The organism is Clostridium sp. C2-6-12, from assembly GCF_009928485.1.
Taxonomy (GTDB): Bacteria; Bacillota; Clostridia; order Clostridiales; family Clostridiaceae; genus Clostridium.
In genome coordinates, this window is record NZ_JAABNP010000004.1 from 182,863 (window position 1) to 209,745 (window position 26,883).

General features: G+C 28.7%; 20 protein-coding genes. 4 read left to right on the forward strand and 16 right to left on the reverse strand.

The window, feature by feature from the left end:
• Window positions 1-128 precede the first annotated feature (128 nt).
• From GXK56_RS05195 to GXK56_RS05215, 5 genes are all read right to left on the reverse strand, one after another.
• Entirely contained in the window at window positions 129-2,459 is a 2,331-nt protein-coding gene (locus tag GXK56_RS05195) for a glycoside hydrolase family 43 protein (protein WP_160685837.1), read from the reverse strand.
• A gap of 210 nt (window positions 2,460-2,669) precedes the next feature.
• Window positions 2,670-4,250, reverse strand: coding sequence for an ABC transporter substrate-binding protein (locus tag GXK56_RS05200; RefSeq protein ID WP_160685839.1), 1,581 nt, complete (start codon window positions 4,248-4,250; stop codon window positions 2,670-2,672).
• Window positions 4,251-4,328: 78 nt separating this feature from the next.
• A complete protein-coding gene (locus tag GXK56_RS05205; protein WP_347707937.1) occupies window positions 4,329-5,261 on the reverse strand; it encodes a carbohydrate ABC transporter permease in 933 nt (310 codons plus the stop codon).
• Between the two features lie 12 nt (window positions 5,262-5,273).
• Window positions 5,274-6,242 carry an ABC transporter permease subunit gene (locus GXK56_RS05210; RefSeq protein WP_347707938.1) on the reverse strand — a complete coding sequence of 323 codons (969 nt, stop codon included), beginning with the start codon at window positions 6,240-6,242 and terminating at the stop codon, window positions 5,274-5,276.
• A gap of 517 nt (window positions 6,243-6,759) precedes the next feature.
• Window positions 6,760-7,794, reverse strand: coding sequence for a LacI family DNA-binding transcriptional regulator (locus GXK56_RS05215; protein WP_160685841.1), 1,035 nt, complete (start codon window positions 7,792-7,794; stop codon window positions 6,760-6,762).
• 270 nt (window positions 7,795-8,064) lie between these two features.
• On the opposite strand from GXK56_RS05215, the gene GXK56_RS05220 reads away from it, so the two are divergent.
• Both GXK56_RS05220 and GXK56_RS05225 read left to right on the forward strand, forming a co-directional pair.
• On the forward strand, window positions 8,065-8,766 hold the full coding sequence (locus GXK56_RS05220) for a YesL family protein (protein WP_160685843.1): 702 nt from the start codon (window positions 8,065-8,067) through the stop codon (window positions 8,764-8,766).
• 110 nt (window positions 8,767-8,876) lie between these two features.
• Complete coding sequence (locus tag GXK56_RS05225) at window positions 8,877-9,551, forward strand: hypothetical protein (protein WP_160685845.1); 675 nt, start codon at window positions 8,877-8,879, stop codon at window positions 9,549-9,551.
• Window positions 9,552-9,675: 124 nt separating this feature from the next.
• On the opposite strand, the gene GXK56_RS05230 is transcribed toward GXK56_RS05225, so the two are convergent.
• From GXK56_RS05230 to GXK56_RS05280, 11 genes are all read right to left on the reverse strand, one after another.
• Window positions 9,676-10,182: a GNAT family N-acetyltransferase gene (locus GXK56_RS05230; protein ID WP_160685847.1), complete on the reverse strand. Its 507-nt coding sequence runs from the start codon at window positions 10,180-10,182 to the stop codon at window positions 9,676-9,678.
• Between the two features lie 206 nt (window positions 10,183-10,388).
• On the reverse strand, window positions 10,389-11,540 hold the full coding sequence (gene fucO / locus GXK56_RS05235; RefSeq protein ID WP_160685849.1) for a lactaldehyde reductase: 1,152 nt from the start codon (window positions 11,538-11,540) through the stop codon (window positions 10,389-10,391).
• A 312-nt stretch (window positions 11,541-11,852) separates the two neighbouring features.
• Entirely contained in the window at window positions 11,853-12,431 is a 579-nt protein-coding gene (locus GXK56_RS05240; protein ID WP_160685851.1) for a serine/threonine protein kinase, read from the reverse strand.
• Window positions 12,432-12,696: 265 nt separating this feature from the next.
• Complete coding sequence (rhaD, locus tag GXK56_RS05245) at window positions 12,697-13,515, reverse strand: rhamnulose-1-phosphate aldolase (protein WP_160685853.1); 819 nt, start codon at window positions 13,513-13,515, stop codon at window positions 12,697-12,699.
• 121 nt (window positions 13,516-13,636) lie between these two features.
• Window positions 13,637-14,893, reverse strand: a complete 1,257-nt coding sequence (gene rhaA / locus GXK56_RS05250; protein WP_160685855.1) for an L-rhamnose isomerase — start codon at window positions 14,891-14,893, stop codon at window positions 13,637-13,639.
• A 128-nt stretch (window positions 14,894-15,021) separates the two neighbouring features.
• On the reverse strand, window positions 15,022-16,419 hold the full coding sequence (rhaB, locus tag GXK56_RS05255) for a rhamnulokinase (protein WP_160685857.1): 1,398 nt from the start codon (window positions 16,417-16,419) through the stop codon (window positions 15,022-15,024).
• Between the two features lie 288 nt (window positions 16,420-16,707).
• A complete protein-coding gene (locus tag GXK56_RS05260) occupies window positions 16,708-17,169 on the reverse strand; it encodes a transposase (RefSeq protein WP_279283065.1) in 462 nt (153 codons plus the stop codon).
• A 99-nt stretch (window positions 17,170-17,268) separates the two neighbouring features.
• On the reverse strand, window positions 17,269-19,374 hold the full coding sequence (locus tag GXK56_RS05265; protein WP_160685861.1) for a methyl-accepting chemotaxis protein: 2,106 nt from the start codon (window positions 19,372-19,374) through the stop codon (window positions 17,269-17,271).
• 344 nt (window positions 19,375-19,718) lie between these two features.
• On the reverse strand, window positions 19,719-20,600 hold the full coding sequence (locus GXK56_RS05270) for a carbohydrate ABC transporter permease (protein ID WP_160685863.1): 882 nt from the start codon (window positions 20,598-20,600) through the stop codon (window positions 19,719-19,721).
• A gap of 12 nt (window positions 20,601-20,612) precedes the next feature.
• A complete protein-coding gene (locus GXK56_RS05275; protein WP_160685865.1) occupies window positions 20,613-21,503 on the reverse strand; it encodes an ABC transporter permease subunit in 891 nt (296 codons plus the stop codon).
• Window positions 21,504-21,609: 106 nt separating this feature from the next.
• A complete protein-coding gene (locus GXK56_RS05280; RefSeq protein ID WP_160685867.1) occupies window positions 21,610-23,349 on the reverse strand; it encodes an ABC transporter substrate-binding protein in 1,740 nt (579 codons plus the stop codon).
• A gap of 417 nt (window positions 23,350-23,766) precedes the next feature.
• Between GXK56_RS05280 and GXK56_RS05285 the strand changes: the two genes are divergently transcribed.
• Window positions 23,767-25,011: a response regulator gene (locus tag GXK56_RS05285; RefSeq protein ID WP_160685869.1), complete on the forward strand. Its 1,245-nt coding sequence runs from the start codon at window positions 23,767-23,769 to the stop codon at window positions 25,009-25,011.
• A gap of 5 nt (window positions 25,012-25,016) precedes the next feature.
• Window positions 25,017-26,774, forward strand: a complete 1,758-nt coding sequence (locus GXK56_RS05290) for a histidine kinase (RefSeq protein ID WP_160685871.1) — start codon at window positions 25,017-25,019, stop codon at window positions 26,772-26,774.
• The last annotated feature ends 109 nt before the right edge of the window (window positions 26,775-26,883 follow it).

Sequence of the window (26,883 nt, forward strand, 5' to 3'; positions counted from 1 at the left end):
TTATTTTTTTGAATTTATTAAAATATTTATCTTTATATTAAACTTAACGAATTATAATTTTGATTTAATCCTTGATAGGAAAAATTTTATTTCATATCAAGGATTATTTTTTTCATACCTATAAATACTTATTTAATAGCTTCAATAGCAAGCCAGCTAAGAATTACATCAGGATTATTAGAATTAGGTTTATATACACTCACTTTAACTTCAGAATCATTTGGTACATTAAAGGTGTAATTAACATCCTTCTTAGCATTATTGGTAAATGTACCCAAATTATTATTTACAGTTTCTCCATTTGAATTTTTATATGATATAGAAATTCCCATAGTTCTATATGCTCCCCACCATTCATTAAAGCCTGCATATAAATTATAATTTCCTGCCTTTAGAGGAACTGCATATTCTATTTTTTTATCCTTGTATGCCCATAATCCATTATCATAATCATCTGTACTATTTGCATTTTTAAAGTTAATATCTGTTCCTATTTTACCCAAGTATCCCCAGGAACCTTGTATATAAGCTTGATCAAAACTTTGATTGTTAGTTAATTGAACTTTATTATTTATTAAATCATATAATTTTGAATTACTTTTCGCACCACAATCAATATAATACTTTAAGTTGCTTGGAATATTTACAACATTAACATCAATTGTTCTATTAATTCCTTCCAATACTCCAGTAACTTTTACTTTCGCCATAGGCTTAATATCTGTCAAATTCCACTTAACAGTAGTAACTTTGTCAATCCAACTTCCATTTTCATATACTTTAATACTTAAAGTTTTAGGAAGTTCTTCACCCCCAGTATAAGTCTCTTTAAGTTCAGAATTTATTTTAAAAGTATATTTATTATCCAAGTCTTTGAGTTTCCAATTTGTATATGGTTTAATCAATAATTTACCACTATAATCAAACTCTAATGGAAGCCATATATATCTAGAATCTCCCAAATTATTTGCTTTCCATCTATCTCCCATATATATAAACTTACCATTTTCTTTATCCACATTAATTACATTTGTGCTTTGGCTATAAAAAGTCTTTTTATCTTTGTCATCAACACAAGGATCTCCCATATCAGTCCATTCACCTAATATATCATCTGCAACCCAGTATCTTGCTTGATTGGGATCCCAGCCTGTAGCACTTGAAGTAATCATATAATATTTATTATTATATTTAAATAACGCCGGTGCCTCCCTTTGAGCTCCTGGGAATAAACGTACAAAGTCTTTTCCTTTTACTGCTTTATTTACAGGTGTAGCCAAATTAGTATATTCATCATTTAATTTTGAAATAAACATAGTTCTATTTTCTTCACTAGAATAAATTATATATGCGGTACCATCATCATCAACCCATAAATTCATATCTCTTGCAAAACCTGCACTAGACTCATACCACTCTCCCTTTTTATCTTCAGGCGGACAAACATTCAAGCGATATCTGCCAAGGAATTTAAATGGACCATTTGGAGAATCACTAATTGCAACTCCAGCTGCTGCTGCTGCATAATTACTATTTGGAGATTCTGCTGTTGGGCCATCTGCATGAAACCAAAGAACATATTTGCCAGTATTTTTATTATATATCATCTTAGGTCTTTCAATAACGGCTTGGGAATCATTAAAACATAGGTAAACGTTATCTTTTTGTTGCTTAGTATAATCTTTATATAACTCAGAGAAATAAGGATCATTATCTAACTCTTCTCTACTACTTATAGTTCTCATAACATATCCTTCAAAAGTCCAATTATAAAGGTCTTTCGATGAATATGCACTTATTCCATTACTTCTATACCCTTTAGTCTTGTCCTCTCCATACCAATACCATTTGCCTTCTTTCTCTAACCATTGAACTTGACCACCATGTGCTTGAATTGGCACTCCATTAGTATCCTTCCATAGCTCTCCATCTGTCCCACTAAAAGAACTATACTTTTTCAATGTTCTAAGTGAGTTATAAGCTGTATCTATTGCATTATAGACAGCTTTTATAGCCTCTGCATCTGTACTATTAACTGCTATTAGTTGTTTCCCTGCTTGAATCTTTAAATTGAAATTAGATAATGTATCATCTACTTGCGATGCATCTAAATATATATCTTCTAATTTCTTATCTGCAAAAATAACGCCTGATTTCTCATCTGCTTCTACTTTTGCTAATAATGTATCTATCTTATTTTTTAAATCATTTAACGTTATTGTAGATGGTTCTGCTATTAATCTAATTGAAGACCCTGTAGTCGTTTCACTAGTTATATTATTTGAATTACTTACCAATATAGAATTAGCTTTATTTTTAGCTGTATCATTATCTGCATTAACTACTAATTTTTTCTCTTGATTATTAAGGTTGGTCTCGGCCATTGCTGGTAAGGATTGCAATATTAAGGTTGAGCTTAATAAGGCCAATACTGCCGTAGACTTTTGAAGTTTTTTCATATTTATATTCATCCCTTTCTCAAATCACAAGAATCTATTAAATAATTTCCTTTATACCTTATTATTATCTAATTTTATTAATGCTGTAATAAAAAATTATTACATAAAAAGATTACTCCAAAATTATATATATAAATATATATGATATTTTGAAGCAATCTTTTTTACCTAGTCAATATATTATTTGTATGAAATTATATTAATTACTTCTTATTTTTTTGAAGCCTTTAATTGTGATTGAATTTCATCAAATACTTTTTGATATCCAGCTGCTTTTAATTCTTCTTTAAAAGCTTTTACTTCAGCTTTTGGATCAGCTACTTTACCAAATGCAAGTTTAGGAATATACTTTGCACATACATCTGCCATAGCAGCAATTTCTGTAGTTACTTTACTATTATCAAAAATGAATTGACCATAAGGATATTCTATTGCATAAGTATTGTAATTTTTAATCATATCGGCTCTTCCAGAATAAGATGTAGAATCTACAAGTCCTAAGTTATCATTACGTCCACACCAGAAATTTGTACCAAGACTATCTTTTGCTGCATCAAATCCTGCTGGTCTTCCTAATTTATTGTCTGCTGTAATTATATAGTCTGTTCCCTCAATACCATAATTGTATAATCTATAGATTTCTTTATCATTACGAAGTAAATCATATACCATTAAAGCACGTTCAGGATTTTTAGAATTTGCACCAATTGCTAAAGCACCATGTGTAATAACTGTTTTTGTAAGGTTTTTGCTTGGTTCTGAGAATGGGAACATTTTTAATTCAGAACCAGGTTGTTTTTGATCCATTAAAGGTCTTATTCCAAAGTATGTTTCACTATGATGTTGATCTGCACCTGATTGCCCTGCATACATTAAATCACGGCTGTTACCATCATAATTTAATACATCTTCTCTCCAGTATCCTGCATCTGCCCAAGATTTCATTAATGTTGCCATATCTTCTAATGTGTTACCTTCCATATATGGAGATGTTAATGTATATAAATCATCTTTAGATTTTCCATAAAATAATGAAGATAATCCAATTGGAATTCCATCAATTGATACATTTTTTGTATTAGAATTCATATATCCATTAGCTAATGCATTACCAGCTGCAGCTGTTCCACTTACATCCCAAGGAATACAATCTTTTTTATTATCTTTAACATATTTAAAATACTTTCCTAAATCAGTAAAATTATTAATTTGGTCAAGACCAGCTTCTTTAGCCCAATCACCTCTATAGAACATTCCATGGTTTGTGTATTGTGCATAATTATCTTCTGGAATTAAATAAATCTTATCATTGTACTTACATTGATTCCAATGCTCTGGTGATACACTTGCATATGTTTGAGGAGCATATGTTTTTAACATATCTTCTGATAATGGTAAGAAAGAACCCTTTTTAATATTTGGCCATGCATCTAACCAGTCTGTAGCAGTAGTAATTAGATCAATAGAAGGGTCTCCACTAGCTAATAATAAATTATATTGAGTTTGCCAATCAGCCCATACAACATATTGAAGCTCTAATTCAGCATTTACCTTTTCTTTTAATTTTGCATTTACTTTTTCCATTGTAGCTTCTAATCTTCCATTAGTTGGTTTATCACCTAAAACAACAAATTTTACTTTAACATGCTCCGATGTATCAATTGTGCCATCTGATTTCAAAGTAGTTGAAGCCTTTCCAGATGTTTTAGCAGTACCACCACAGCCTGCAATACTTAAAGCCATTGCTCCAACTAATAACGTAGCTAAAATCTTTCTTCCTATTTTACTCATTATACTTGCCTCCCTAAATAATATAAATTTATGTAATTCCCATTACGGGAAATATCATCATACCCTTGTCATGTAAATTTAGCCTTTTACAGCTCCCACAGTAATACCTGCAATAAAATACTTTTGTACAAATGGATATAAGAAAATAATTGGTCCTGTTGCGAGTACTGCTGTAGCCATTTTTAAAGTTGTAGTCGGAAGTTGTCCTACTGGTACATTAGCTCCAGCTACTGAGTTCTTTAAAGCTGCAGCTTGGTTAATAATTCCATACAAATAATTTTGTAATGGTTTATATTCTACAGATGATGATAAATACAACATAGCGTTATACCATTCATTCCAATACCCTAAAGCTATGAATAAACCTATTGTTGCCAAAGCTGGCTTTAACATAGGTAAAATTAATGAAACGAAAATCTTAAAATCACCTGCACCATCCATTTTCCCTGATTCTGTAATTTCATATGGAATGGATTTCACAAAGTTTTTCATTAATATAATTAACCAAGGACTCATTAACAGTGGTAAAAGTACAGCTAAATAGCTATCTTTCAAATTTAAATATTGAGTCATCCATAAGTAAGTAGGTGCTAACCCCGCTGAAAACAAAGTTGTAAAATATATAAAAAACATAATCCCATTTCGAAATGGAAAATCTTTACGTTGAAGTGCATAACCTGTCATAGCTACTATAAACAATCCAATTAAAGTCCCTACTGCAGTCATAACGATAGTAACAACATATGATCCAATTAATATCCTAGGACTTTTAAAAATCAATTCATACGCTGATATTGTAAATCCTTGTGGCAATATTGCTAATCCGTTCTTTGTGATTATCGCCTCGGTACTAAAAGAAGCAGAAACCATAAGTACAAAAGGAATTAAACATGCTAAAGCAAAAAGTGTTATAAATATATATGCAAATGCATGTACACCTTTTGTCATATTATCTTTTTTAATATTAGTTTTAGTCTCTATTTTAATATTACTATTTATTTTAGCCTCCATTTCAATTCCTCCTTAGAATAGTGCATATTCTTCATCAATTTTTTTAGCAATCCAGTTAGAAGCCATAACAAGTGCAAAGCCAAAAACTGATTGATATAAACCTACTGCTGTAGAATTTGCAAAATTAAAATTATTCATCAATGTTCTATATACATAAGTTTCTATAATATCTGTTGTTGGGAATAGCATTGAGTTAGATGAACCTACTAAATTATAAAACAATCCAAAATTACCTTTCATTATTCCACCAATTGCAAATAAGAATAAAATAACTGCAGTCGGTTTCAAACTTGGCAAAATAATATAGCGAATTCTTTGAATTATATTGGCTCCATCTACTTCTGCCGCTTCAACAATACTTGAATCAATACCACATATAGATGCAAAATATACAATAGATCCATATCCCGTTTGTTGCCATAAAGCCACAAGAACAATTATTATTGGCCATGCATTTGGCATAGAATAAACTTTTAAAGGATCTCCACCAAATATTTTAATTATAGAATTCATAAATCCAAAATCATAGTTTAAAACATTAAATGCTAACAAACCTACTAATACTGCTGAAATGAAATATGGTAAAAACATAATTGTTTGTGACACTTTTTTGAACACTTTATTTTTTATTTCATTTAATAAAATAGCCACAAAAATTTGTAATATGTTACCTAATACAATAAAAGCAAAGTTATATAAAATGGTATTTCTTGTAAGCATCCATAAACTACCAGATTGAACTAAAAATTTAAAATTATCAAAACCTACAAACTGACTTCCAAAAATACCACTTTTATAATTAAAATTTGTAAAAGCTATATATGCACCCGGCATGGGACAATAAGCAAAAATTATAAAGAATATAATTGCAGGTAAACACATGAAAATTAACGTCTTACTATCCTTTACTTTTTTCCAAAAAGTTTTCTTTTTTATAGCTGCTACTTGCGATTTATTTGTTTGTTTTAAATTCTTTTGCACAATAAAATTCCCCCATCTTAAAATTTGAAACTGGTTTCAAAAATTATCAAAAAAAATTATTCTATGTATTTTTAACACCTAGCTTTTTTAATTTTAAAAATTTCTAAAAAACCACTTTAATTATTTTATAAATATAAAGAATTTACATTCTTATATTTACTATAATATAGTTATTTACAATGGAATTCAAAATGTTTTACTAAAACTTTAACTACAATTATTAATTGTTAACTGAATCCATTATTTTATAGCTTGTCCTAAATTCATATTTGAAACCCATTTCATATTTTTATTATACATCTAGTTTTTAATTACTGTCAATCTGTTTTTCATAAAATTTGTAATCTTTCTACTTTTTATTTTAGTAAACTTTACTAACACTATTCTTCATCTATATTATAGGAAAAATTAAAGATAGATGTAAATGACTTTATATTCTCATTTTCTCTATCTTTAATATCTATTATTATCTATTTTAATACTTTCACTTCATATATCTCTTCTACATAATAATGCCTTAAAGCAAATTTTTGCAGGAATCTCTTATTATAAGTTCAGAGCTGATCAATTGAACTCGTGGTGGTTCTTTTTTCTGTATAGCACTAATAGCAGCGTCAATTAAGGTTTCTCCAAATAATGTATAATCATATCCAATAGTTGTTAACTTCGGAGTTGCAATTTCGGAAACAAATGTATTATCAAAACTCACTACTGATATATCATTTGGAATTTCTAACCCATGTTCTCTTATAGAATTCATAATTCCAATTGCCATAAAATCATTTACAGCAATTAAAGCTGATGGCAATTTTTTCTTTAAATCAAATAAATGATTCATACATTTATAACCACCTTCAATATCATAATTATCTTCTTCAACAATCCAATGCTTCTTGAATTTAATATTATGTTCTTTAAGTGACTTTTTAAAGGCTAACTGTTTATCATATGTTGATCTTGCTTTTTTTGTTCCTCCAACTAATGCTATTTCTCTATGTCCCAATTCAATTAAGTACTCCATTAAAATTTTTATAGACTGATCATGATCAATTCTAACCTGATAGCATTCAGCACCTTCCATTTTCCCAGCTATTATAACAGGAATAGAATTGGCTATTCTATTTACGCGTTCTACATAATCTTTATCCGAATTTAATTGATCTATTCTTCCACCAATTTGAATAATAGCATCTACTCTTTGCTCAAATAACCCCTCTAAATGTGCATCCTCCAATTGATTTTCTCCTAAAGAATTACTCAATAAAACAGTATAATCTCTTGCATTGGCCGCCTTTTCACATTCTACAAATAAAGCCGCAAAATATGGATTACGTACGTCTGGTGATAATATTCCTAATGTTTTAGATTCTGTATTACTAAGTCTTCTTGCCAATATATTAGGTTTAAAATTATATTTGTCAATCAAGGCCTGAACTCTATCTCTCTTTTCCTTACTAACTCGTGCACTTTTAGTCAACACTCTGGATACAGTTGCTGGCGAAACTCCTGCTTCCTTTGCAATTGCATAAATATTTATACTCTCTTTGCTCACTCTTTATCACCTCCTACATTTTCATCTCCATAATATACCCTTTTCAGTTTTTAATTAAAATAATTTTTCGATTTTATTATACAGGTTTTACATTTTCATATCAATTACTTTAATTTTTTTCTAAAAACCTAATTGACACCAGTTTCAAATTACGCTTTTTACTAAAATAAATAATGTTTTTACTAAATATTATTTATTTTGTTTTATTTAAGATGTATACTATTATTGTAAAAGTTTACCCATATAATCATATATAAACTAGGAGGACATATGAAAAAAGATTTTTATGATAAACAACTTTATACAATTTCAAATTACGTTTTTGGTTTTATTCAAAGCAGCCTCTATTTTGCTGTTTGTAATATATTGCTTATATTATTTTTTATATTTACCACAATTCTTCCAGGTCAGTTTAATTTATTATTTCTCTTTATTTCTTTAATTCCTTTAGGACCATCCTTAAGTGCATTGTATAGCTCAGTATCAAAGATAGTCTCTGAAAAAGATATATATTTTTCCTCACATTTTTGGAGCTTTTATAAAAGTAATTTTCTTTCTTCCCTAAAATTATGGCTGATTCAGTTAATTACCTTGGCTATATTATTTATCGACCTTCAATATTTTTACTTAAATGCTCCAGAAAATAATATTCATATTATCTTTGCTGCCTTAATAGTGATATTTATATTGATTAGTTTTTATTCATTACCTATAAACTCTAAATTTCATATTAAACTAAAAGATTTATATTTATTATCATTTTACTACATGTTAAGGAAACTCCCTGTAACCTTATTAAAGGTCGGAACCCTTGTATTGACATATTATCTAGCTAATAGCATTTCACTGCTATTTTTAATTTTTATGCCTAGTGCAATTTGTTTCGTATTTTTCATTTATGATAGGTACATTTTTAAAGAAATTGAAGATAGGTTCAGTTCATCAAGCAAAGCCACTTCGGAAAATCTCTAATACTGAAATGTACATCTCCTTATTTCTACCCATATTATTTATTCCAAATTTAATTGAAAGATAAAAGTAATTGTATATAATGTATATGTGTACCTATTAAGGAGGATTTTATGAAATTAAAAAAAATACTAATTTTATCGTTATTAATTTCAACAACAGTTACATTATTAGGTTGTTCAAACTCTAATTCAAAGGAGATATCTTCAAAAGAAAGTAGTTTGACTGAAAATAATACTTCAGATAAGGATAACAATTCCCCTGAAACTACAAAAAAAGAAGACAACAAAGCTAATACAGATAAAACAGCTACTACTTCTTCTGATGAGAAAAGCGCAAACTCAAGTAAAAATACAAATTCCAACAACAATACTGCTAGTAGTAGCTCTATCAATAATAATTCAAATAATAATAAACAAGAAAATACCACTAGCTTAAATTATAAAAGTAAATTAGGATTTTCTATAACTTTCCCATCTGATTGGAAAAACAGATATAAAATTAAAGAAGATGATAAATCCATGTATGTGTATTTTAAATCAACAGATCCTAATACACCTGATAATTTAGGTTTGCTTTTTTTCCTAAAGAAAAACTATACGCAAGAAGATGAGAATTTCTCTGACTCTGTTTTACCTAATGGGAAAAGACATATAACGATAGGAAATACTACTTATTTAGTTGGGGGACCTACAGATGTAAATTTAAATGAGGATAATAAAGATTTTCAAATATTTTTATCAATGAAAAAAGAGCGTGAACAAGCAATTAACTCTATTACACCTTAAGCATAATTTATTGCAAAAAATAACAAGTCAGTATGAAATGAATTTATCTTATGTCTTGTGGAAATTATTTTTCCCTTAGATATAGGAATAAAACAGCCTGCTGACTTGTTTCTACTAGAATTATTTAAAGACCCTCTTCACTTATTCTATCAATTTCTTCTTTATCTAGTCTATGTATAATCCACTCATTCATTTGTTTTGCACCAATATTCTTATAAAATTTAAGGGAAGGTTCATTCCAGTCTAAACAAGTCCATTCAACTCTTTGGCATTTATGTTTCTTTGCAATTCTTACCAAAAATTCAAAACATATTTTTCCTAATCCTTGACCTCTATATTCAGGTTTTATATAAATATCTTCAATATATAATCCCTCTCTTCCAACAAAAGTTGAATAATTAAAGAAATATACAATATATCCTATAACCTTTTTATCAAGCTCAATCAATAATGCTTCTGCTCTATTATTCTCAAATATTGATTCCTTTAAAGATTCTTCTGTTGCAATTACTTTATCCAACATTTTTTCATAAGTTGCTATTTGTTTTATAAAGGCTAATATTACTGGAACGTCTTTATCTGTAGCTTTTATAAATCTTACTTGTTCTAGTTGCTTATTATCACTATGCATCTATTTGCCCCCTTATTTGCTCTGAATATTCTTATTATACAAATTATACCACAAAAAATACTCCCTTAAGTAAAACAACTTTATTATTTAACTGTTTACTTTATAGGAGTATTTTTTATTTTTTCTATATAAATAATATATTGTTACTTGTAATCATATCTAATATATTATAGATTAGTTTTAAGTTATTATTTATTCTATTAATCTTAGTATATTGATTTATAGATTTCTAAGATTTCTGGTACATTAGTATCTCTTGGATTTCCTGGAGTACATGCATCTGCCATAGCTGATTCTGCTAAAGCTTGCAAATCTTCTTCCTTAACACCGATTTCTTTTAATGTCTTTGGAATTCCAACATCTTCTGAAAGCTTTTTAACTGCATCAATAGCTGCTTTTCTATATTCTTCTTGAGTCATGGCATCTACACCTTGTACACCCATTACTCTTGCTATTTCTCTATATTTTTCCCCTGTAGCTGGTGCATTATATTCCATAACATATGGTAATATTACTGCATTTGCAACTCCATGTGGAGTATCATAGAATGCTCCAAGTGGATGTGCCATTGAGTGAACAATTCCAAGACCTACGTTACTGAAGCCCATACCTGCAACATATTGGCCAAGAGCCATGTCTTCTCTTCCTTTTGGTTCATTATTTACTGCACTTCTAAGTGAACGTGAAATAATTTCTATAGCTTTTAAGTGAAGAGTATCAGTTAATTCCCAAGCTCCTTTTGTAATATAGCCTTCAATTGCATGAGTTAACGCATCCATACCTGTTGCCGCTGTTAAACCCCTTGGCATTGATGACATCATTTCTGAATCAACAACTGCAATTACTGGAATGTCATGTGGGTCAACACATACAAATTTACGTTTCTTTTCTTCATCTGTAATTACATAGTTAATAGTTACTTCCGCTGCTGTTCCAGCTGTTGTTGGTACTGCTATTATATCAACACATTTATTTTTTGTATCAGCTACTCCCTCTAAACTTCTTACATCTGAAAATTCAGGATTTTTTACTATTATACCAATAGCTTTTGCAGTGTCAATTGATGATCCTCCACCAATTGCAAGTAAATAATCTGCTCCAGCTGCTTTGAATTTTTCTATACCAGCTAAAACTACATTTATAGTTGGATTAGCTTTTACTTCATCAAAAATTTCAAAAGCTAAATCATTTGCTTTCAATAAATCTGTAACTCTTGTAGCTACATTGAATTTAATTAAATCTTTATCAGTTACAACTAATGCTTTTTTGTAACCTCTTACTTTAGCTTCTGTTACAATATTTTCAATTGCACCTGCTCCTATATAGCTTGTTTCGTTTAGAACCATTCTGTTTGCCATAATAATCAATCTCCTTCTAAATTAATTTTTGATATATATACTTATTTTTTATTTAAATTAAATATCTACAAATTATCATATAATTAAAAAATAATCATATATCATTATTTACAAATTTAAATGTAATAATAAAAATTATGTAACCCAGCAATTAATCAAGTTATAATATCCACTTTAATTCTTTTAACCATTTCACTCGTGGCAAATTACACAATTTAAACTGTACATTATATCGAATATATCAAACTATCTGGTAACTAATATAGAACCACTGTTTTCCAGATAGTTTGTTGTGATTAAAGATGCCTATTTTTAACATGCGTACATATTGATACAAATTGTTTTTTTTGACATCCTTTGATAATACTCATATCCATCAATCCAATATTTTAGCAATGCTGGTTGGTATCTTAGAAGATTTTTCAGAAATTCATCAAATAAATTTAATTTTATAAGAATACTGATAATATCTTTTGGATAAGGTGTTTCTTTAATATAAGTTTTTCTAGGATCAATAACTTGTATTTTTTCATTTTCATCAACAAATATATGAGCATTTCTCATATTGATTCGTTTGAACTTCAATCTTTTAAACTCTTCAATAAGCTCAATAATTTCTATTGATAAATTATAAGATAATCTATTATTACTTAAAAATTCATACAAATTATTGCCAGCCACATATTCTCTAAGCATCATATTATCTGCAAGAAAAATAACCTTTGGAAAGAACCTACTATCTTTAGCTTTTTCTAAAATTTCAGCTTCATCTTTAGCGTTCTTTTTCTTAAAAAATATTTTTAATGCAAAGCCCTCAGGCGTTAAGTATACACTACCTTCATCACCTTTACCTAATGGTTTACATTCTTTTACATCTAAAATGTATCTCATAATATCACTTTTTATATTGTTTATAATAATATATGAACATGTAAACTAATATTCTACCAAATAATTAAAACTATGAGATTAATACCCAATATAAATATTGTAAAAATTCTAAATCTAATGATTACCCTCAAGGGGTCTTAATGGTAATTTTAGATTTCCATATTATGATATATTTAATAAACAGTCTGAGACTATAGGAGTATACAGAGATAGATTTTAGTTTATACTTTTAGTAATTATGCAATCAAGTCTCAGACTAGCTTTATTAAGCTAAGTAATCTTCTGAAATACTAACTTTAAAGTCTTTTGCTAAATCTCTAAAGTTTTGTGAAGTTATAGTTTGTTTCTTTCCACCCATAGATAATACTTTAACTAAGATTTCAGCTGATTTTTCTACTGTATCCATAAGACCAAAAGTTAAATCTAAAGTGTCTCCTGAGCAGAATATTCCATGATGAGCCCATATTACAACATCATGCTTTTTCATTAATTCACCAGTAGCTTCTGCAATTGCAGCTCCACCTGGTACCATCCAAGGAACTATACCAATTCCACTTGGGAATACTACTGGACACTCAGTTGCCATTTCCCATAATTCTCTAGTAAATACAGCACCATCTAATGGTAATACAAAAGTTAATGCAATTACATTTGTAGTATGAGAATGCATTATAACTCTATGAGCTCCATTTGTTTGTTCAAATTTTATTGAATGACTCATTAAATGTGAAGGTAATTCACTTGTTGGTTTTGCACCATTTACTAATCCCCAAACTATTTTATAGTTTTCACCTTTTTCATCAATCTTAACTATTCCTGCATTTTCTTCTAAACACACAGTCATATTTCTTATAAATTTTCCGCTTCCTGTAACTAAGAAATATTCATTAGCTAAGTTTTTAACAGTAACTCCAATTGGAGTGTATGTTGTATCTTCATTTATGAATTCTTTAACTCCAGCAACTTCATCTTCTGTTAATCTGTAAGTTATATTTCCACCGTTTCTTTCATGCCAGCCTTTAAGCCATGCATCTTCTGTTATTTTCTTAAAGTTTTGTATAAATTTCATCTCTTCTAAACTCATGTTTTTTTCCTACTTTCTTAATATAATTAAATTTTGTTATCTTGTATTTTTAAATATTCAATACATTACTTATTCATTATTACTAATTTGTAATTATGAATGAGTAATTGTAAATATAAATTTAGTTTCTCTTTGCTAATTCAGTCTTTTCATATTCCTTAACTTCGTTAATCCAGCTTTCTCCTACTGGAACATTGTTCTTTTCACAGTAGTAATTCCAGATATCTCCCATTGGGTAAGTCTTAAATTCTTCCATCAAAGCTAATCTTTCAGTGAAGTTTCCTGCATCTTGTAATTCTCTTAATTTATTATTTGGAGTTAACATTGCATTTAATAATGCTTTTATCATGTTTCTTGAACCAATTGTCCATGCTGCTATTCTGTTAATACTTGCATCAAAGAAGTCAAGTCCTATGATTACTCTATCTAAAGCATCGTTTCTTACGATTTCTTTAGCTATTTCTTTTAATTCATCATCATAAACTACAACGTGGTCTGAATCCCATCTCACAGGTCTACTTACGTGAAGTGCTACCTTTTCATTAAATAATAACATTGCAGACAGCTTGTCTGAAACAACTTCTGTTGGGTGATAATGCCCAGTATCCATTAATGACATTATGTTATTCTTAGCCGCATAGCTTAAATAAAATTCGTTAGAACCTACAGTGTAGCTTTCAGCTCCAATTCCAAATACCTTTGATTCAACACAATCAATATTGTATTTTTTATCTATTTCAACTTTAAAGATTTCATCTAATGATTCTTTAAGTCTTCTTCTTGGTCCTAATCTATCACTTGGAATATCTTTGTATCCATCTGGAATCCAAATATTAGTTAAGCAAGTTTGTCCAAGTTCCTTACCAAAATGTTCTCCAATTTTTCTTGAAGCAATTGTATGCTTAATCCAGAAATCTCTTATTTCTTTATCTGGATGAGAAAGAGTTAATCCATCTGATGACTTTGGATGTGAGAAGATTGTTGGATTAAAATCTAGTCCTAAACCATTTTCCTTTGCCCACTTAACCCAGTTTTCAAAATGTTCTGGTTTAATTTCATCTCTATCTATAAATTCACCATTAGTTTCTAAATATATTGCATGAAGATTTACTTTATGTTTTCCTGGAATTAAGCTTAAAGCTTTATCTAAATCTCGTCTTAATTCATCAGCATTTCTAGCTGCACCTGGATAATTACCATTACATTGAATTCCTCCAGATAATTCATTTTTAGACACTTCAAAGCCTTTTACATCATCACCTTGCCAGCAATGGATTGATATTTTTACTTTATTAAGTTCTTCTAAAACTTTATCAACGTCTATGCCCCATTTTTCATATTCTTTTTTAGCTACTTCATATTTTTCTTTAATATTCATCGTTATCCTCCACTCAATTCAGTTAACAGTTAACAGTTAACAATTTTTAGGTTAATATTATTGGTTACTTTATTTATGGATTTAATAAATTATGTTTTAAGTTAGTGAGTTTTTAGTTTGGTTAATATTTATTTAAAGATTTTAATATCAAAAGATTCCTTGATAGCTTGTCTTGCTTCACTTAAATCTTTAAATTCATTTTTACTTATAAGCTGTGCTACTAAATTTCCTATTGCTGTAGCTTCAACTGGACCAGCTAGTACTTCTTTTTCTGTAATCTTTGCAACTAATTCATTTAAAAGATTGTTTTGGCAGCCTCCACCAAATATATTTATTCTCTTAAATTCTTTTTCAAAGATTTCTTCTAAGTTTCCTACAGCCTTTTTATAGCAATGAGCTAAGCTGTTAAATACACATAAAGCTATTTCTCCAACTTCCTCTGGAGCTTTTTGATTTGTCTCAGCACAATACTTCTTTATTTCTTCAATCATGTTTTCTGGTTTTAAAAATCTGTCATCATCAACATCTACTATTGAAGCAAAGTCCATATGCTCTCTAGCTAAATCCACAAGTTCAGCAAAGGAATATTTGTTATCAAGATTTCTTCTAACTTCTTGAATAACCCATAGCCCCATAATATTTTTTAGGAATCTATATCTATAATCTATTCCACCTTCATTTGTGAAATTATAGTCCATTGCTTGAGGTACACAAATTGGGAATCTATTTTCAACACCTATTAATGACCAAGTTCCTGAACTTAAATAAATGCTGTCGCTGTCATTACATACAGAAGATATAAACGCAGAGCCTGTATCATGAGTCGCAGGAAGTATAACTTCCATATCAAAGCCAAATTCCTCTACTAATTCTTCTCTCAAATTTCCAAGGCTTGTTTTAGGTAATTTTATTTCTTGGAAGATATCCTTGTTAATGCCTAACTCTTCTAGCATTTTTGTATCCCAAGTTCTATCAAAGGAATTAACTAATTGAGTTGAAGATGCATTAGTATATTCATTTGCTTTTTTACCTGTAAGCAGGAAATTTAAATAATCTGGAATCATTAAAAAGGTCTTTGCCTTTTCTAACATTTCAGGATTATTTTTCTTGATAGAAAGTAATTGATAAACTGTATTAAATCTTTGGAATTGGATTCCTGTGTATAAATACATCATATCCTTTGGAATAACCTTAAAGGCTTCTTCCATCATACCTTCTGTTCTATCGTCTCTATAAGAAACTGCATTTCCAAGAATTCCATCGTTTTCATCTAACAGAACAAAATCTACTGCCCAAGTATCTATACCTATGCTTGTAGGAATTTTTCCTATTTCTTTGCACTTTTTAATTCCTGCTTTTATATCCTTAAATAATTGTTCAATATTCCAACAATATTCATTTCCTATTTTGCTGATTCCATTTTCAAATCTATAAATCTCTTCTAATTTTATTTTGCCATTTTCTACTGAACCTAAGATGTGTCTTCCACTAGAAGCTCCAATATCAATAGCTAAATAGTAATTCATATCTTTCCTCCTGTTCTTTATATATTCACACTATAGGTAAATTATATTCTAGAAAGAAACCGTTTTTAATATCTAGGTTTGTTTAAATTATTATCCTTATTTGCAATTTTTAAATATATCTAGCAGTTATAAATGGGAGTGTCGCAAAATGATTAAATTTAATCAGGATCGATGCTCCTTTTCGGTTTAAACTAGTAAATTTCCAAATATTTAAAATTCCACATCAATTATTTAAAGATTTATGACTTTTAAGCGCACTCAAATAGGCCTAGTTACTTTATTCCATAATTAGGCAGTAGTTTTTAATTCATGAAGATGCTTCTGAGTTCTTTCATTTTGTATTTTAGAATGTAATTTGTTGATGTTGTAGCTAAAGCAAAGCAAAATAAATTCAGTTTTGACACTATTTTTTCCATGTGTTAAAAATCTATTAAATTCATAATCACTTTTTAGAACTCCAAATGCTCCTTCGACCTGAATAGATCTGTTCATTCTTAATTTAGTTCCAAATTCAGTTGTAATATTTTTGTAGGATATTTCACGTTTTTCCACAAAAGTTTTTAAAACCTGCATTTTTCTATTTCCTTTTGCTTTTGTACACTTTACTTTGTGAGCAAAGTTACCACAGTTTTCGCATTTATACACCGTTACTTCTGATTTGTATCCACTTTCGGATTTTTTATGAATAATATAAGAGGGCACTAATTTTTTATTATTATAACAAATGAATGTGAGTTCTTCGGAATTCACATTTTTTTATATCTAAAAAAATTAGCCGCTACAAAACTAACTATGTTAGTTTTGCAACAGCCCCTTATATTATAAGATATAATTTTTCGGTTATATTCTCTAATTAACTTTAAATTGAGCTATTGTAACATTTAATCTCTCGACTACTTCATTTAATTCTTCAGAAAATTGAGATACTTTTTCGATTCCTTGGATTTGTTCCTGTGCTCCAGCAGATACCTGTTCAGTAGCTGCAGCAGTTTCTTCTGAAACAAAAGTTATATTTTCTATTGATATTTTAGCTTTATCCTTAGATAATACTATTTCATTAATAGATCCAATCATTTCTTCTATTTGTTTTGATATTTCGTCCATACCTTCAAATATTGTATTAAATGCAGTGCCTGTCTTTTCAACTGCTTCTATTTGTTGTTTTATGATATCACCAGAATTAGTTGCTTCTTTTACTACCATTTCCGCTTTATCTTGAATGTCTTTTATGATTCTGCTAATTTGAATAGCAGATTCTTTTGATTCATCAGCCAGCTTCCTTACCTCATCTGCAACTACTGCAAAACCTCTCCCTGATTCTCCAGCCCTTGCCGCTTCAATTGCTGCATTTAATGCTAATAAATTAGTTTGTTCTGCAATATCACCAATTAATCTAACAATTCTTTTTATATCTTTAATATTAGAATTTAAAACAGTTATATCTGTCACAATTTTAGTAGAAACTCTATTTGTTTCTTCTGCTTTATTATTTAATATCTCAATTGAAACACCCGCCTCTTCTTTTAAACTTTTTGTTTCTTCTAATACTAAAGCTACATTTTCTTTTTTTCTACTCACTTCATTTATTTCATGGGATAGGTTATTCATATAATTCATTCCTTCATTAGCACTAAGAGCCTGATCTGAAGCACCCTTTGCAATTTCACTAATTGTAGCTGCAATCTCCTCAGAAGTTGAATACGAATGTTCTGAAACTTCTACCATTATTTTCGTAATACTTAATACATTTTCAGCTAAAATTTTAACGTCACCAATTAAAATATTTATTTTAATTACCATATCTTCAAATGCTCTTATTACTTCACCAATCTCATCTTTGCTATTATCATTTATATGTATAGCTAAATTTCCTTCTTTTGCTTTATTCATAAGTATAACTAATTTTCCTAGTGGATTAGAAATACTTCTTAATATTATTAAGGCAACAATCATAGCAATTGCAAATGAAATTGCTCCGATTAATATAGTATTGTTTCTCAAAATACTTGATACTGAATTTATATAACTATAAGGAATTGCACCTACTACATACCAATCTGTACCGCTTAAAGGCGCATATGATATTAAAGATTTGCTATCACTTGATGAAAAAGTTTCTTTTATTGGTACTGATTTATCGCCATTTGAGTCGTTTTCCACTTCTTGAATTTTTTTAATAATGCTTTTATCCTTATATTCTGTTCCTATTAAATTTATATCATCATTTAATACAATAGTTCCCTTTGAATCAATAACCGATATCTCTGAATCGCTGCCTAAATTCACATTTTTAAATAAATCAACAAGCAATTTAGGATTCAATTCTTCTATAACAATCCCATAATTTTTACCTGTAGTTAGGGTATTAATTTGAGCAGAAGCATAAATTCTATATCCCGCTGAATTTTTATTTAATGACCAAATGAACTTTCCTTTTGCCTTACTAGATTGATCAAATAACGTTTTAATTATATCATCAGATAACTGAAGCTTTCCCATTTTTTTATTATCATTACTTATTATCCCAAAGCCTGTTATACCATTTTTTGCTGCTACTTTTCCTTGTATTAATTCATTTAAATTGTTAATTTTTTTATAGTCTGCTAAAGAATCAATATTTTGTTGATTTTCAAAATAATCTTGGAGATTAGACTCTGTGACTATAGTTCTTGCATAATTAGAATTATCATTCATAGCATTAGAAATGTTTATTCCTACTTGTGACATTATCTGAGAAGAAAAATTAGAAATTTTATTATCAATTGAATTTTTAGATTGTAATACTGATGTAATCCCCACTATTAGTAGTGGAATTAAAACCAATAACCCATATGAAATTATTAATCTAGTTTTTATTTTTAAACTTCTTATAATTTCTTCAATTTTATGTAAAATTTTTTTTATTTTCCATGAATAATCAAATGCCTTTTTTATCTTAATTTTCGAAAATTTCATACTAATATATCCTCCAATATCATACTAAAGTTTTTTAGAAATCGCTAATTCTTAACATACTGGAATTCTTTAACTAACCCATACACAATTAGGACTAAACTCTTTTCTTGATTATACATTATTTACGTCCCCTCCCCCTTCATCTAAAATTAATATGCAGTAATTCTTTTAAACTGGTTATTATTGTGCAAAAAACTATGTATACCTTCCTCATAACCTTCAACTTACAATGGACAATTGATGATGAAATTCTGTAAGGAATTTCATCATCAATTGTCCATTATTTTTATTTTTAGTGGCTGGGAATTTTATAAATTCCAGCCACTAAAAAGGGGGGAACTTTTTTATTCTTTTACTGATCCCATAACTAGTCCAGTAATAAAATACTTTTGCATAAATGGATAAATGCACATTAACGGTACCATAGACACTACAATTTTAGCTGCATTTAATGTTTTATTTGAAAGTAGTTCTAACTGCTTAAGTTGTTCTATGCTTGTAATCTTCTGTACTTCAACATTTAACTGTTGAATATAAGTCTGAAGCGGGTACATTTCTGGTGAATTCATATATAAAATTCCACTAAAGAAATCATTCCAATGGCCAACAACACAGAATAATGTTACTGTTGCTAATGCTGGTAATGATATAGGTAAGTAGATCTTTAATAATACTTGAAGAGGTGTTGCCCCATCTATGGTTGCGGATTCTTCTAATGATTTTGGAATGCCTTTAAAAAAGTTCATCATTAATATAACGTTAAAAACTGGAACTGCACCAGGTAAAATTAAAGCCCAAATGCTGTTTAACATGTTCAAATTTTTAACAGTTAAATAAATAGGAACCATTCCGCCTGAAAACAGCATACAGAAAATAAAAAAATACATATATATATTTTTCATTTTAAAATTGTCCTTGGCTTTAGATAATGGATATGCTGTTAATACAATAAGTACTATATTCAGAGCAGTTCCGAGTATCACTCTTTCTACTGAAATTAAAAATGATCTCCAAAACTGACTATCTGCTAAAATCTTCTCGTATGCAGCTGTATTAAATCCTACAGGTAGAAGCCCTACTAAATTCCCAGCTGCTGCAGATTTATTACTAAATGAAATAGCTATCATATTCAATAAAGGCAATAAACATAATAAAGTAACTATTGTAATCACAATCACTATTGTTAAATCAGAAATTTTTCCTGAGATTGTTTTATTTTTTACCACTTTATATCCCTCCTAAAATATTCTTTGATTTGTTAATTTTTTAGACATTTCATTTGCAGAAATAATTAAAATAAAACTAACAACTGATTTTAGTAAACCAACAGCTGTTGCAAGACTATATTGTCTTTGAACAAGACCTACTCTATATACATAAGTATCTATAACGTCAGCAGTTTGATATACTAAAGGATTATATAAAGTATATATTTGATCAAATCCGGCATTTAATATATTTCCTAAATTTAATGCTGTCATTAGGACAATTGTTGGTACTAATGCTGGGAATGTGATATTGATTAGCTGCTTAAATCTGTTAGCTCCATCTACTGATGCTGCTTCATACAAAGTAGGATCAATTCCTGTTAGTGCTGCTAAATAAACAATTGACCCATAACCAAATCCTTTCCAAACATCGGTTCCAATAAGCATGGATCTAAACCATATATTACTACCCATAAACAAAATGGGCTTAACACCAAATACTCCTAAAAGTGCATTAATAGGCCCACTAATGCTAAATATATTTAATACTATTGTTGCAAGTACTACCCATGAAAGAAAATTGGGTAAATACACAATTGTTTGAATTGACTTTTTAAACCATCTTACTCTAATTTCATTTAATAGAAGTGCAAACACTACTGCTGCGATTGTCCCAAAGACAATTTTCCCTATTGCAATTATTAATGTATTTTGAAAAATCTGTGCACAATCTGGAAGGCTAAACATATATTTAAAGTTATCTAACCCAACCCATTTAGAGTGAAGAATCCCTTTTGCTGGCACATAATTTTCAAATGCCATGATAATTCCAAACATAGGTATAATCGAGAATATTATTAAAAATATCATTGATGGTAACATCATTAGATGATATGAAATTTGTACCTTTTTTTGCTTCATATTTCCTCCTATTAGCTTGTACAAACAAGCCTGTTACAAAATAATTTAGTGACTTCTATTAATAAGAATGGTATTTAAAATTAGAAATTTTAAATACCATTAATAATTATTTTTTTACTGCTTTAGATACTTCTTTTGTAATATCGTCTCCGCCTGTACTCTTCCAAGTTTTAACGAACTCATCAAAATAATCTATTGATTGTTCTCCAGTAATAATTTTTAAGTACATTTCATTTTCTTGCTTTTCAAGATTTGCCCACTTTTGTTCCATGCTTTCTGTTCGTCCAAAAAATACTGGATCAACTTGAACTACATTCTTAGATCTCATAAGTGGTGACCCTTGCATTCTTGATACGTAGTTTCCATAATCAGAATCCTTAGGTTTATTACCCGCAGCAGTATCTGCTAAATATTGTGCACAGCTTTTTGATACATTTTTGAAATATTCATCAGTTATATCTTCTTCCTTAACTTCTTTATTAACATATTTATTTGCTGTGTCATATAATCTTAAACATGCATCTCTATAATCTACTATGATGTTAACTGGATATAAAGAACCATCAATACCTAACTTATCGCATTCGTTAACGTCTGCTTGTAACTTTTTAATTTCATCTGTTTGAGCTCTTGGAGTATCAGCTTCTTTAATTCCACATCTTGCATTGAAGCTTTTAACTACTACTTCTGGATGCTCATATCCTTTACGTACAACTACAAAACGTGTTGCCATATTTTGAGTATACATTTTAACATTTCCTTGATCATCTACTGGTACTACATATGGAGTCCACTTAATATTTGAATTTACCTTATAAGCATCTTGAAGCGGATTATATCCTGCCCACCATGGTCCATAGAATGCACCACTTTGACCATTAATAACAGTTGCTCTTAAGTCATCATCTGTTCTTACAGGGAATTCTTTATCAATAATGCCTTTTTTATACCATGAAGTAAGGCTTTCTAAAGCTTTTTTAGTTTCAGGAGTAGTACTTCCATAAACCACATCTCCAGCATTATTTTTCATCCATTGGCGTGGATAAGAACCAAATAATCCAAAAATATTATCTGACTCAAATTCTCCAGTATAATCTCCACATACCCTCTTATTCAATGTTAAACCAATTGTTTTTCCTGCTCCATTTTTACCTGGATCCTTTTGTACAAATTGAGTTAGGATATTTTCAATGTCTGACATAGTTTTGGGAGCACTTAATCCTAGTGAATCCATCCAATCTTGTCTTAACCATAATAGATTAGGACCTGCATCAATAGTAGCATCTGGAATAGCCATTAGCTTACCATCAAACGTAGCTCTTTCCAAAACTTTACCATTATAAGAATTGTATCTTGCCTTTACTTCATCACTTGCACAATTCTTATAAGCATTTGATAAATCTTCTATCATATCATTTGCAACCAAGCTTCTAAGAGTAGCTTCATCTACTATCATTACATCAGGAATTTCTCCTCCTGCAATTGCCATAGAAACCTTTTGATTATAATTATCACCACCAGTTGCTTCAAAGGCATCTTTTTGCTGAATATTATAAAACCCTTTAACAAATCTTGTATATGCATTATTTTCATAATTATCAGATGCATATTTTCCATCACCTGGAAGATTAGTGTTTACTCCTGTCATTTTTCCCATAGTATAAGTAACTAAATCTGGGTATTTCCCATATGGAGTTGTAGCAGCCTCTTGCCATGCTGGATCTGTACTTTTTGCACTGGTATTTGACACTTTCTTATCTCCGCTACTACAACCAACAGCAGTAATCAGAAATGTACTAAGTGTAATAAAAGCTAATAATTTTTTACATAAACTTTTATATTTCATTAAAATTCCCTCACTTTATATTAATAATTTCTAATACTTTACCGGTAATGTTTTGGTTTTTGTACATTTGGTTTGTTGAATAAACAAATACTATATATAATTATTCCTTGTTTAAATGTTTACACAAGCTTTGAATATAAAGAGTTACACATCTTAAAGCAAAACTTTTTTAAGTAATAAAAAATATGTAAAAACTCTATCATATGAGATTATAAAATACATAATTAACTAATCATTTATACAAATTAGTTATTCAACTAACCTTACTTGTATTATAATTTGAACCAATTTAAGCGTAAATATAAATAATTCTCGTTATATATCAGATTTTCATGTATTGGTTTTCATTTGTATATTTTTACATATAAATATGCTATCATTTTATTATAGCAATTGAAACAAAGGAGGATTCAGAAGATGCTAAAAATATTAGTAGTCGATGATGAAGACATTGAAAGAGATGGTATTATATTTCTATTAAAAAAATTTCAATACAATTTTGAAATTATAGAAGCTGAAAATGGAAATCAAGCCTATTCCTATTTACAAGAAAATCATTTTGATATCCTATTTACAGATATTAGAATGCCTTTTATAGATGGCTTAGAATTAACAAAATTAGCAGTAAAACTTTATAAAGACTTGAAAGTTATCATTTTTAGTGGTTTCCATGAATTTGAATATGCGAAAAAAGCTCTTACCCTCGGTGTAATTGATTACATTTTAAAGCCCATAGATATAGATGAATTTCGAAAAGTTATAGATTCTACTTTAGAAAAAATAGATTATCAGAATAAACAATTAGAATCAAAAAATCAAAATGATTTATTTATTCGTCGTTATATTCTTTTGGGGTATATAAATGGTACTTCTGTAAAACTTCTATCCCAAGAATTTAATTCATCTTATGATTTAGACTTTCTAAACAATTATTCGAAAATATTCATGCTAGAATTTGAACATGGATTTTTTGAAAATTCAGGATTATTATTTGATAAAGAAATTCTTCCATTATTAAATTTCCAATATGATTATTTAAACCTAAATAACTCACAAAGCTTATTATTTATAAAAAAATTCACTAACTCACCTAATAATTATAGAGAAACCGCGAAATTTCTTTTGAATATTATAAGAGAAAAATACAATATTAATTGCTATATTTCCATAAGTAATAATATAAAATCAGCTGAAGATATATTATTAGAAATTTCCTCTCTGGAGAATTTACTAAATAACAAGTTTTTACTTTCAGATACTTATATTTTTGCTAATGATGAAATATATGAAAATCAACCTGTAGTGGACAGGTTTGCTCTATACTCACAGCAACATACTTCTTCAGGTTCTAATGCTGTTGAATTAGTAAAACAATATATAGCAAATAATTATGGAAGTGAGTTAAGTCTTGAAGTTTTAGCTTCCCATGTTTATCTTACACCAAGATACTTGAGTTATATTTTCATACAAGAGACAGGCTCTGGTATTAATAAATATATTAAATCCTTTAGAATGCAAAAAGCTAAAGAGTTACTTGAAAATACAAATATGAAAATTGCATCCATATGCAAACAAGTTGGTTATAACAATGTTTCTTACTTTTGTCAAAGCTTCCGTGAATTTTACGGTAAAAGTCCAGAAAAATATAGGAAAAAGGAATAATACTTATGAATATTTTTTTTAAATTTTATGGTAATTTAAAATTTCGTAATAAAATAAATATAACTTATTCACTGATTAGTTTAATACCAATATTGTTTTTAGGAATCTTTTGCTATTTTCAAACTAAATCTTTACTTATAAAACAAGAAGAAGCGAACTTAGAGACTACCATAAGTCAAATTTCAACTAATATAGATTACGCCTTAGAGACTTATACTAATGCATCAAATTATGTTACCTATAACAGTGGTATTCAATCTGCCTTACAAGATGATTATAAAAATAATTACTATGCAATGGGACAAGTATATGATAACTTAATCGATCCTATAATCTTTTCTTTGAAATACCTATATCCATCAATAAAACAACTGACACTTTATACCAATACAAACATGTCCCAACATGGAAATATATTAAAGAACCTGAATAGTATTTATGAAAAAAATTGGTATAACACTGTAATATCTGATTATAATATTCATTGGTTTATTGATGAGGATAATACTTTATCCTGTATAAGAAGAATGCCAAATTTACGTTATTTTAAGAGTCCAAAGCATACCATTGTCTATTTAAATGTTGATTCGGAAGGTATTTTTCGAACTTTGGAAACAAGTCTTGGAAATAACTATGGATTAGTAATAATAAATTCAAAAAATGAAATTATCTATTCAAAAGACTTTTTTGATAATAACTATTCTTATCTTAAACTTTCTGACAATCAAATTTTTGAATTTAATCAGAATTCTTCAAATTCAAAATTGCTGAAAAATTACGCTATTAAATCAAGTTCTTTAAAAAATAGCGATTGGAAAATTATCATATATAGACCAATTACTTTTATTTCAAAGAGTATTAGCTCTATTATCTACACAATATTAATTGTAATTGCTATCTGTGGAATCATTTTATTTTTTACAGGTATTTTGCTATCAAAATTAATTGTAAGTCCATTGATAAAACTAACAAAAAGCATGAATGAAGTAAAAAACGGAAATTTGAATATTCAAATTTCCAGTCCCTATACTGATGAGTTAGGTATTATGACTAATACCTTTCAGAATATGTTAACTCAAATTGATACTCTATTTAAAGAAATATATGAAAATAAAATACAACAACAAAAACTTAAATTAAAAGCATTGCAAGCTCAGATTAACCCTCATTTTTTATATAATTCTCTTTCCCTTATAAATTGGAAAGCTATTATGGCCGAGCAACACGAAATCAGTAAAATGTCTCAACTACTTTCTACTTTTTATCGCACCTCTTTAAATAAAGGAAAAAATTCTACAAGTATGAGAGATGAAATTGAAAATACTAAATCATATATTGAAATTCAATTAATGCTTCATAATAATAAATTTAAAGTTGAATATAATCTAGATGAAAATATATATAATTTTTCTATTTTAAATTTAACACTACAGCCATTAGTTGAAAATTCAATTATTCATGGTTTAGATTTAAAAGAAAGTGGTGAGAAAATACTTATTGTTTCTGCTTCATTTATTGAAGAATCTAATTTAATTGAAGTATGCGTCCAAGATAACGGAGTTGGCATTAATGGCAATATTCTTCCTTGTTTATTAAATATCCACTCAAAGGGATATGGATTAAAAAACGTTAACGACCGAATTAAACTCTACTTTGGTGATTCATTTGGATTAGAAATTCAAAGCAAAGAAGGTATCGGTACAAAAATCACAGCAAAAATCCCTGCAATTCCAATAGATGCTGATGTAAAAAATTTAATATAACACTAAATGAACTTTTTAGTGTAAAAAAACTATATTCTTAAATAATATAGTTTTTGAAAAATAAAGTCTTATGTTCTTTTTGATAGCTAGTTCACATATTTAACAGCTT

Coding starts and splice junctions, on each gene's coding strand:
- GXK56_RS05290 (WP_160685871.1), top strand. CDS start 25,017: ATGAATATTTTTTTTAAATTTTATGGTAATTTAAAATTTCGTAATAAA.
- rhaB (WP_160685857.1), bottom strand. CDS start 16,419: ATGAATTACTATTTAGCTATTGATATTGGAGCTTCTAGTGGAAGACAC.
- GXK56_RS05195 (WP_160685837.1), bottom strand. CDS start 2,459: ATGAAAAAACTTCAAAAGTCTACGGCAGTATTGGCCTTATTAAGCTCA.
- GXK56_RS05220 (WP_160685843.1), top strand. CDS start 8,065: ATGAAAAAAGATTTTTATGATAAACAACTTTATACAATTTCAAATTAC.
- GXK56_RS05285 (WP_160685869.1), top strand. CDS start 23,767: ATGCTAAAAATATTAGTAGTCGATGATGAAGACATTGAAAGAGATGGT.
- GXK56_RS05225 (WP_160685845.1), top strand. CDS start 8,877: ATGAAATTAAAAAAAATACTAATTTTATCGTTATTAATTTCAACAACA.
- GXK56_RS05280 (WP_160685867.1), bottom strand. CDS start 23,349: ATGAAATATAAAAGTTTATGTAAAAAATTATTAGCTTTTATTACACTT.
- GXK56_RS05230 (WP_160685847.1), bottom strand. CDS start 10,182: ATGCATAGTGATAATAAGCAACTAGAACAAGTAAGATTTATAAAAGCT.
- GXK56_RS05265 (WP_160685861.1), bottom strand. CDS start 19,374: ATGAAATTTTCGAAAATTAAGATAAAAAAGGCATTTGATTATTCATGG.
- rhaA (WP_160685855.1), bottom strand. CDS start 14,893: ATGAATATTAAAGAAAAATATGAAGTAGCTAAAAAAGAATATGAAAAA.
- fucO (WP_160685849.1), bottom strand. CDS start 11,540: ATGGCAAACAGAATGGTTCTAAACGAAACAAGCTATATAGGAGCAGGT.
- GXK56_RS05205 (WP_347707937.1), bottom strand. CDS start 5,261: ATGGAGGCTAAAATAAATAGTAATATTAAAATAGAGACTAAAACTAAT.
- GXK56_RS05200 (WP_160685839.1), bottom strand. CDS start 4,250: ATGAGTAAAATAGGAAGAAAGATTTTAGCTACGTTATTAGTTGGAGCA.
- rhaD (WP_160685853.1), bottom strand. CDS start 13,515: ATGAGTTTAGAAGAGATGAAATTTATACAAAACTTTAAGAAAATAACA.
- GXK56_RS05240 (WP_160685851.1), bottom strand. CDS start 12,431: ATGAGATACATTTTAGATGTAAAAGAATGTAAACCATTAGGTAAAGGT.
- GXK56_RS05275 (WP_160685865.1), bottom strand. CDS start 21,503: ATGAAGCAAAAAAAGGTACAAATTTCATATCATCTAATGATGTTACCA.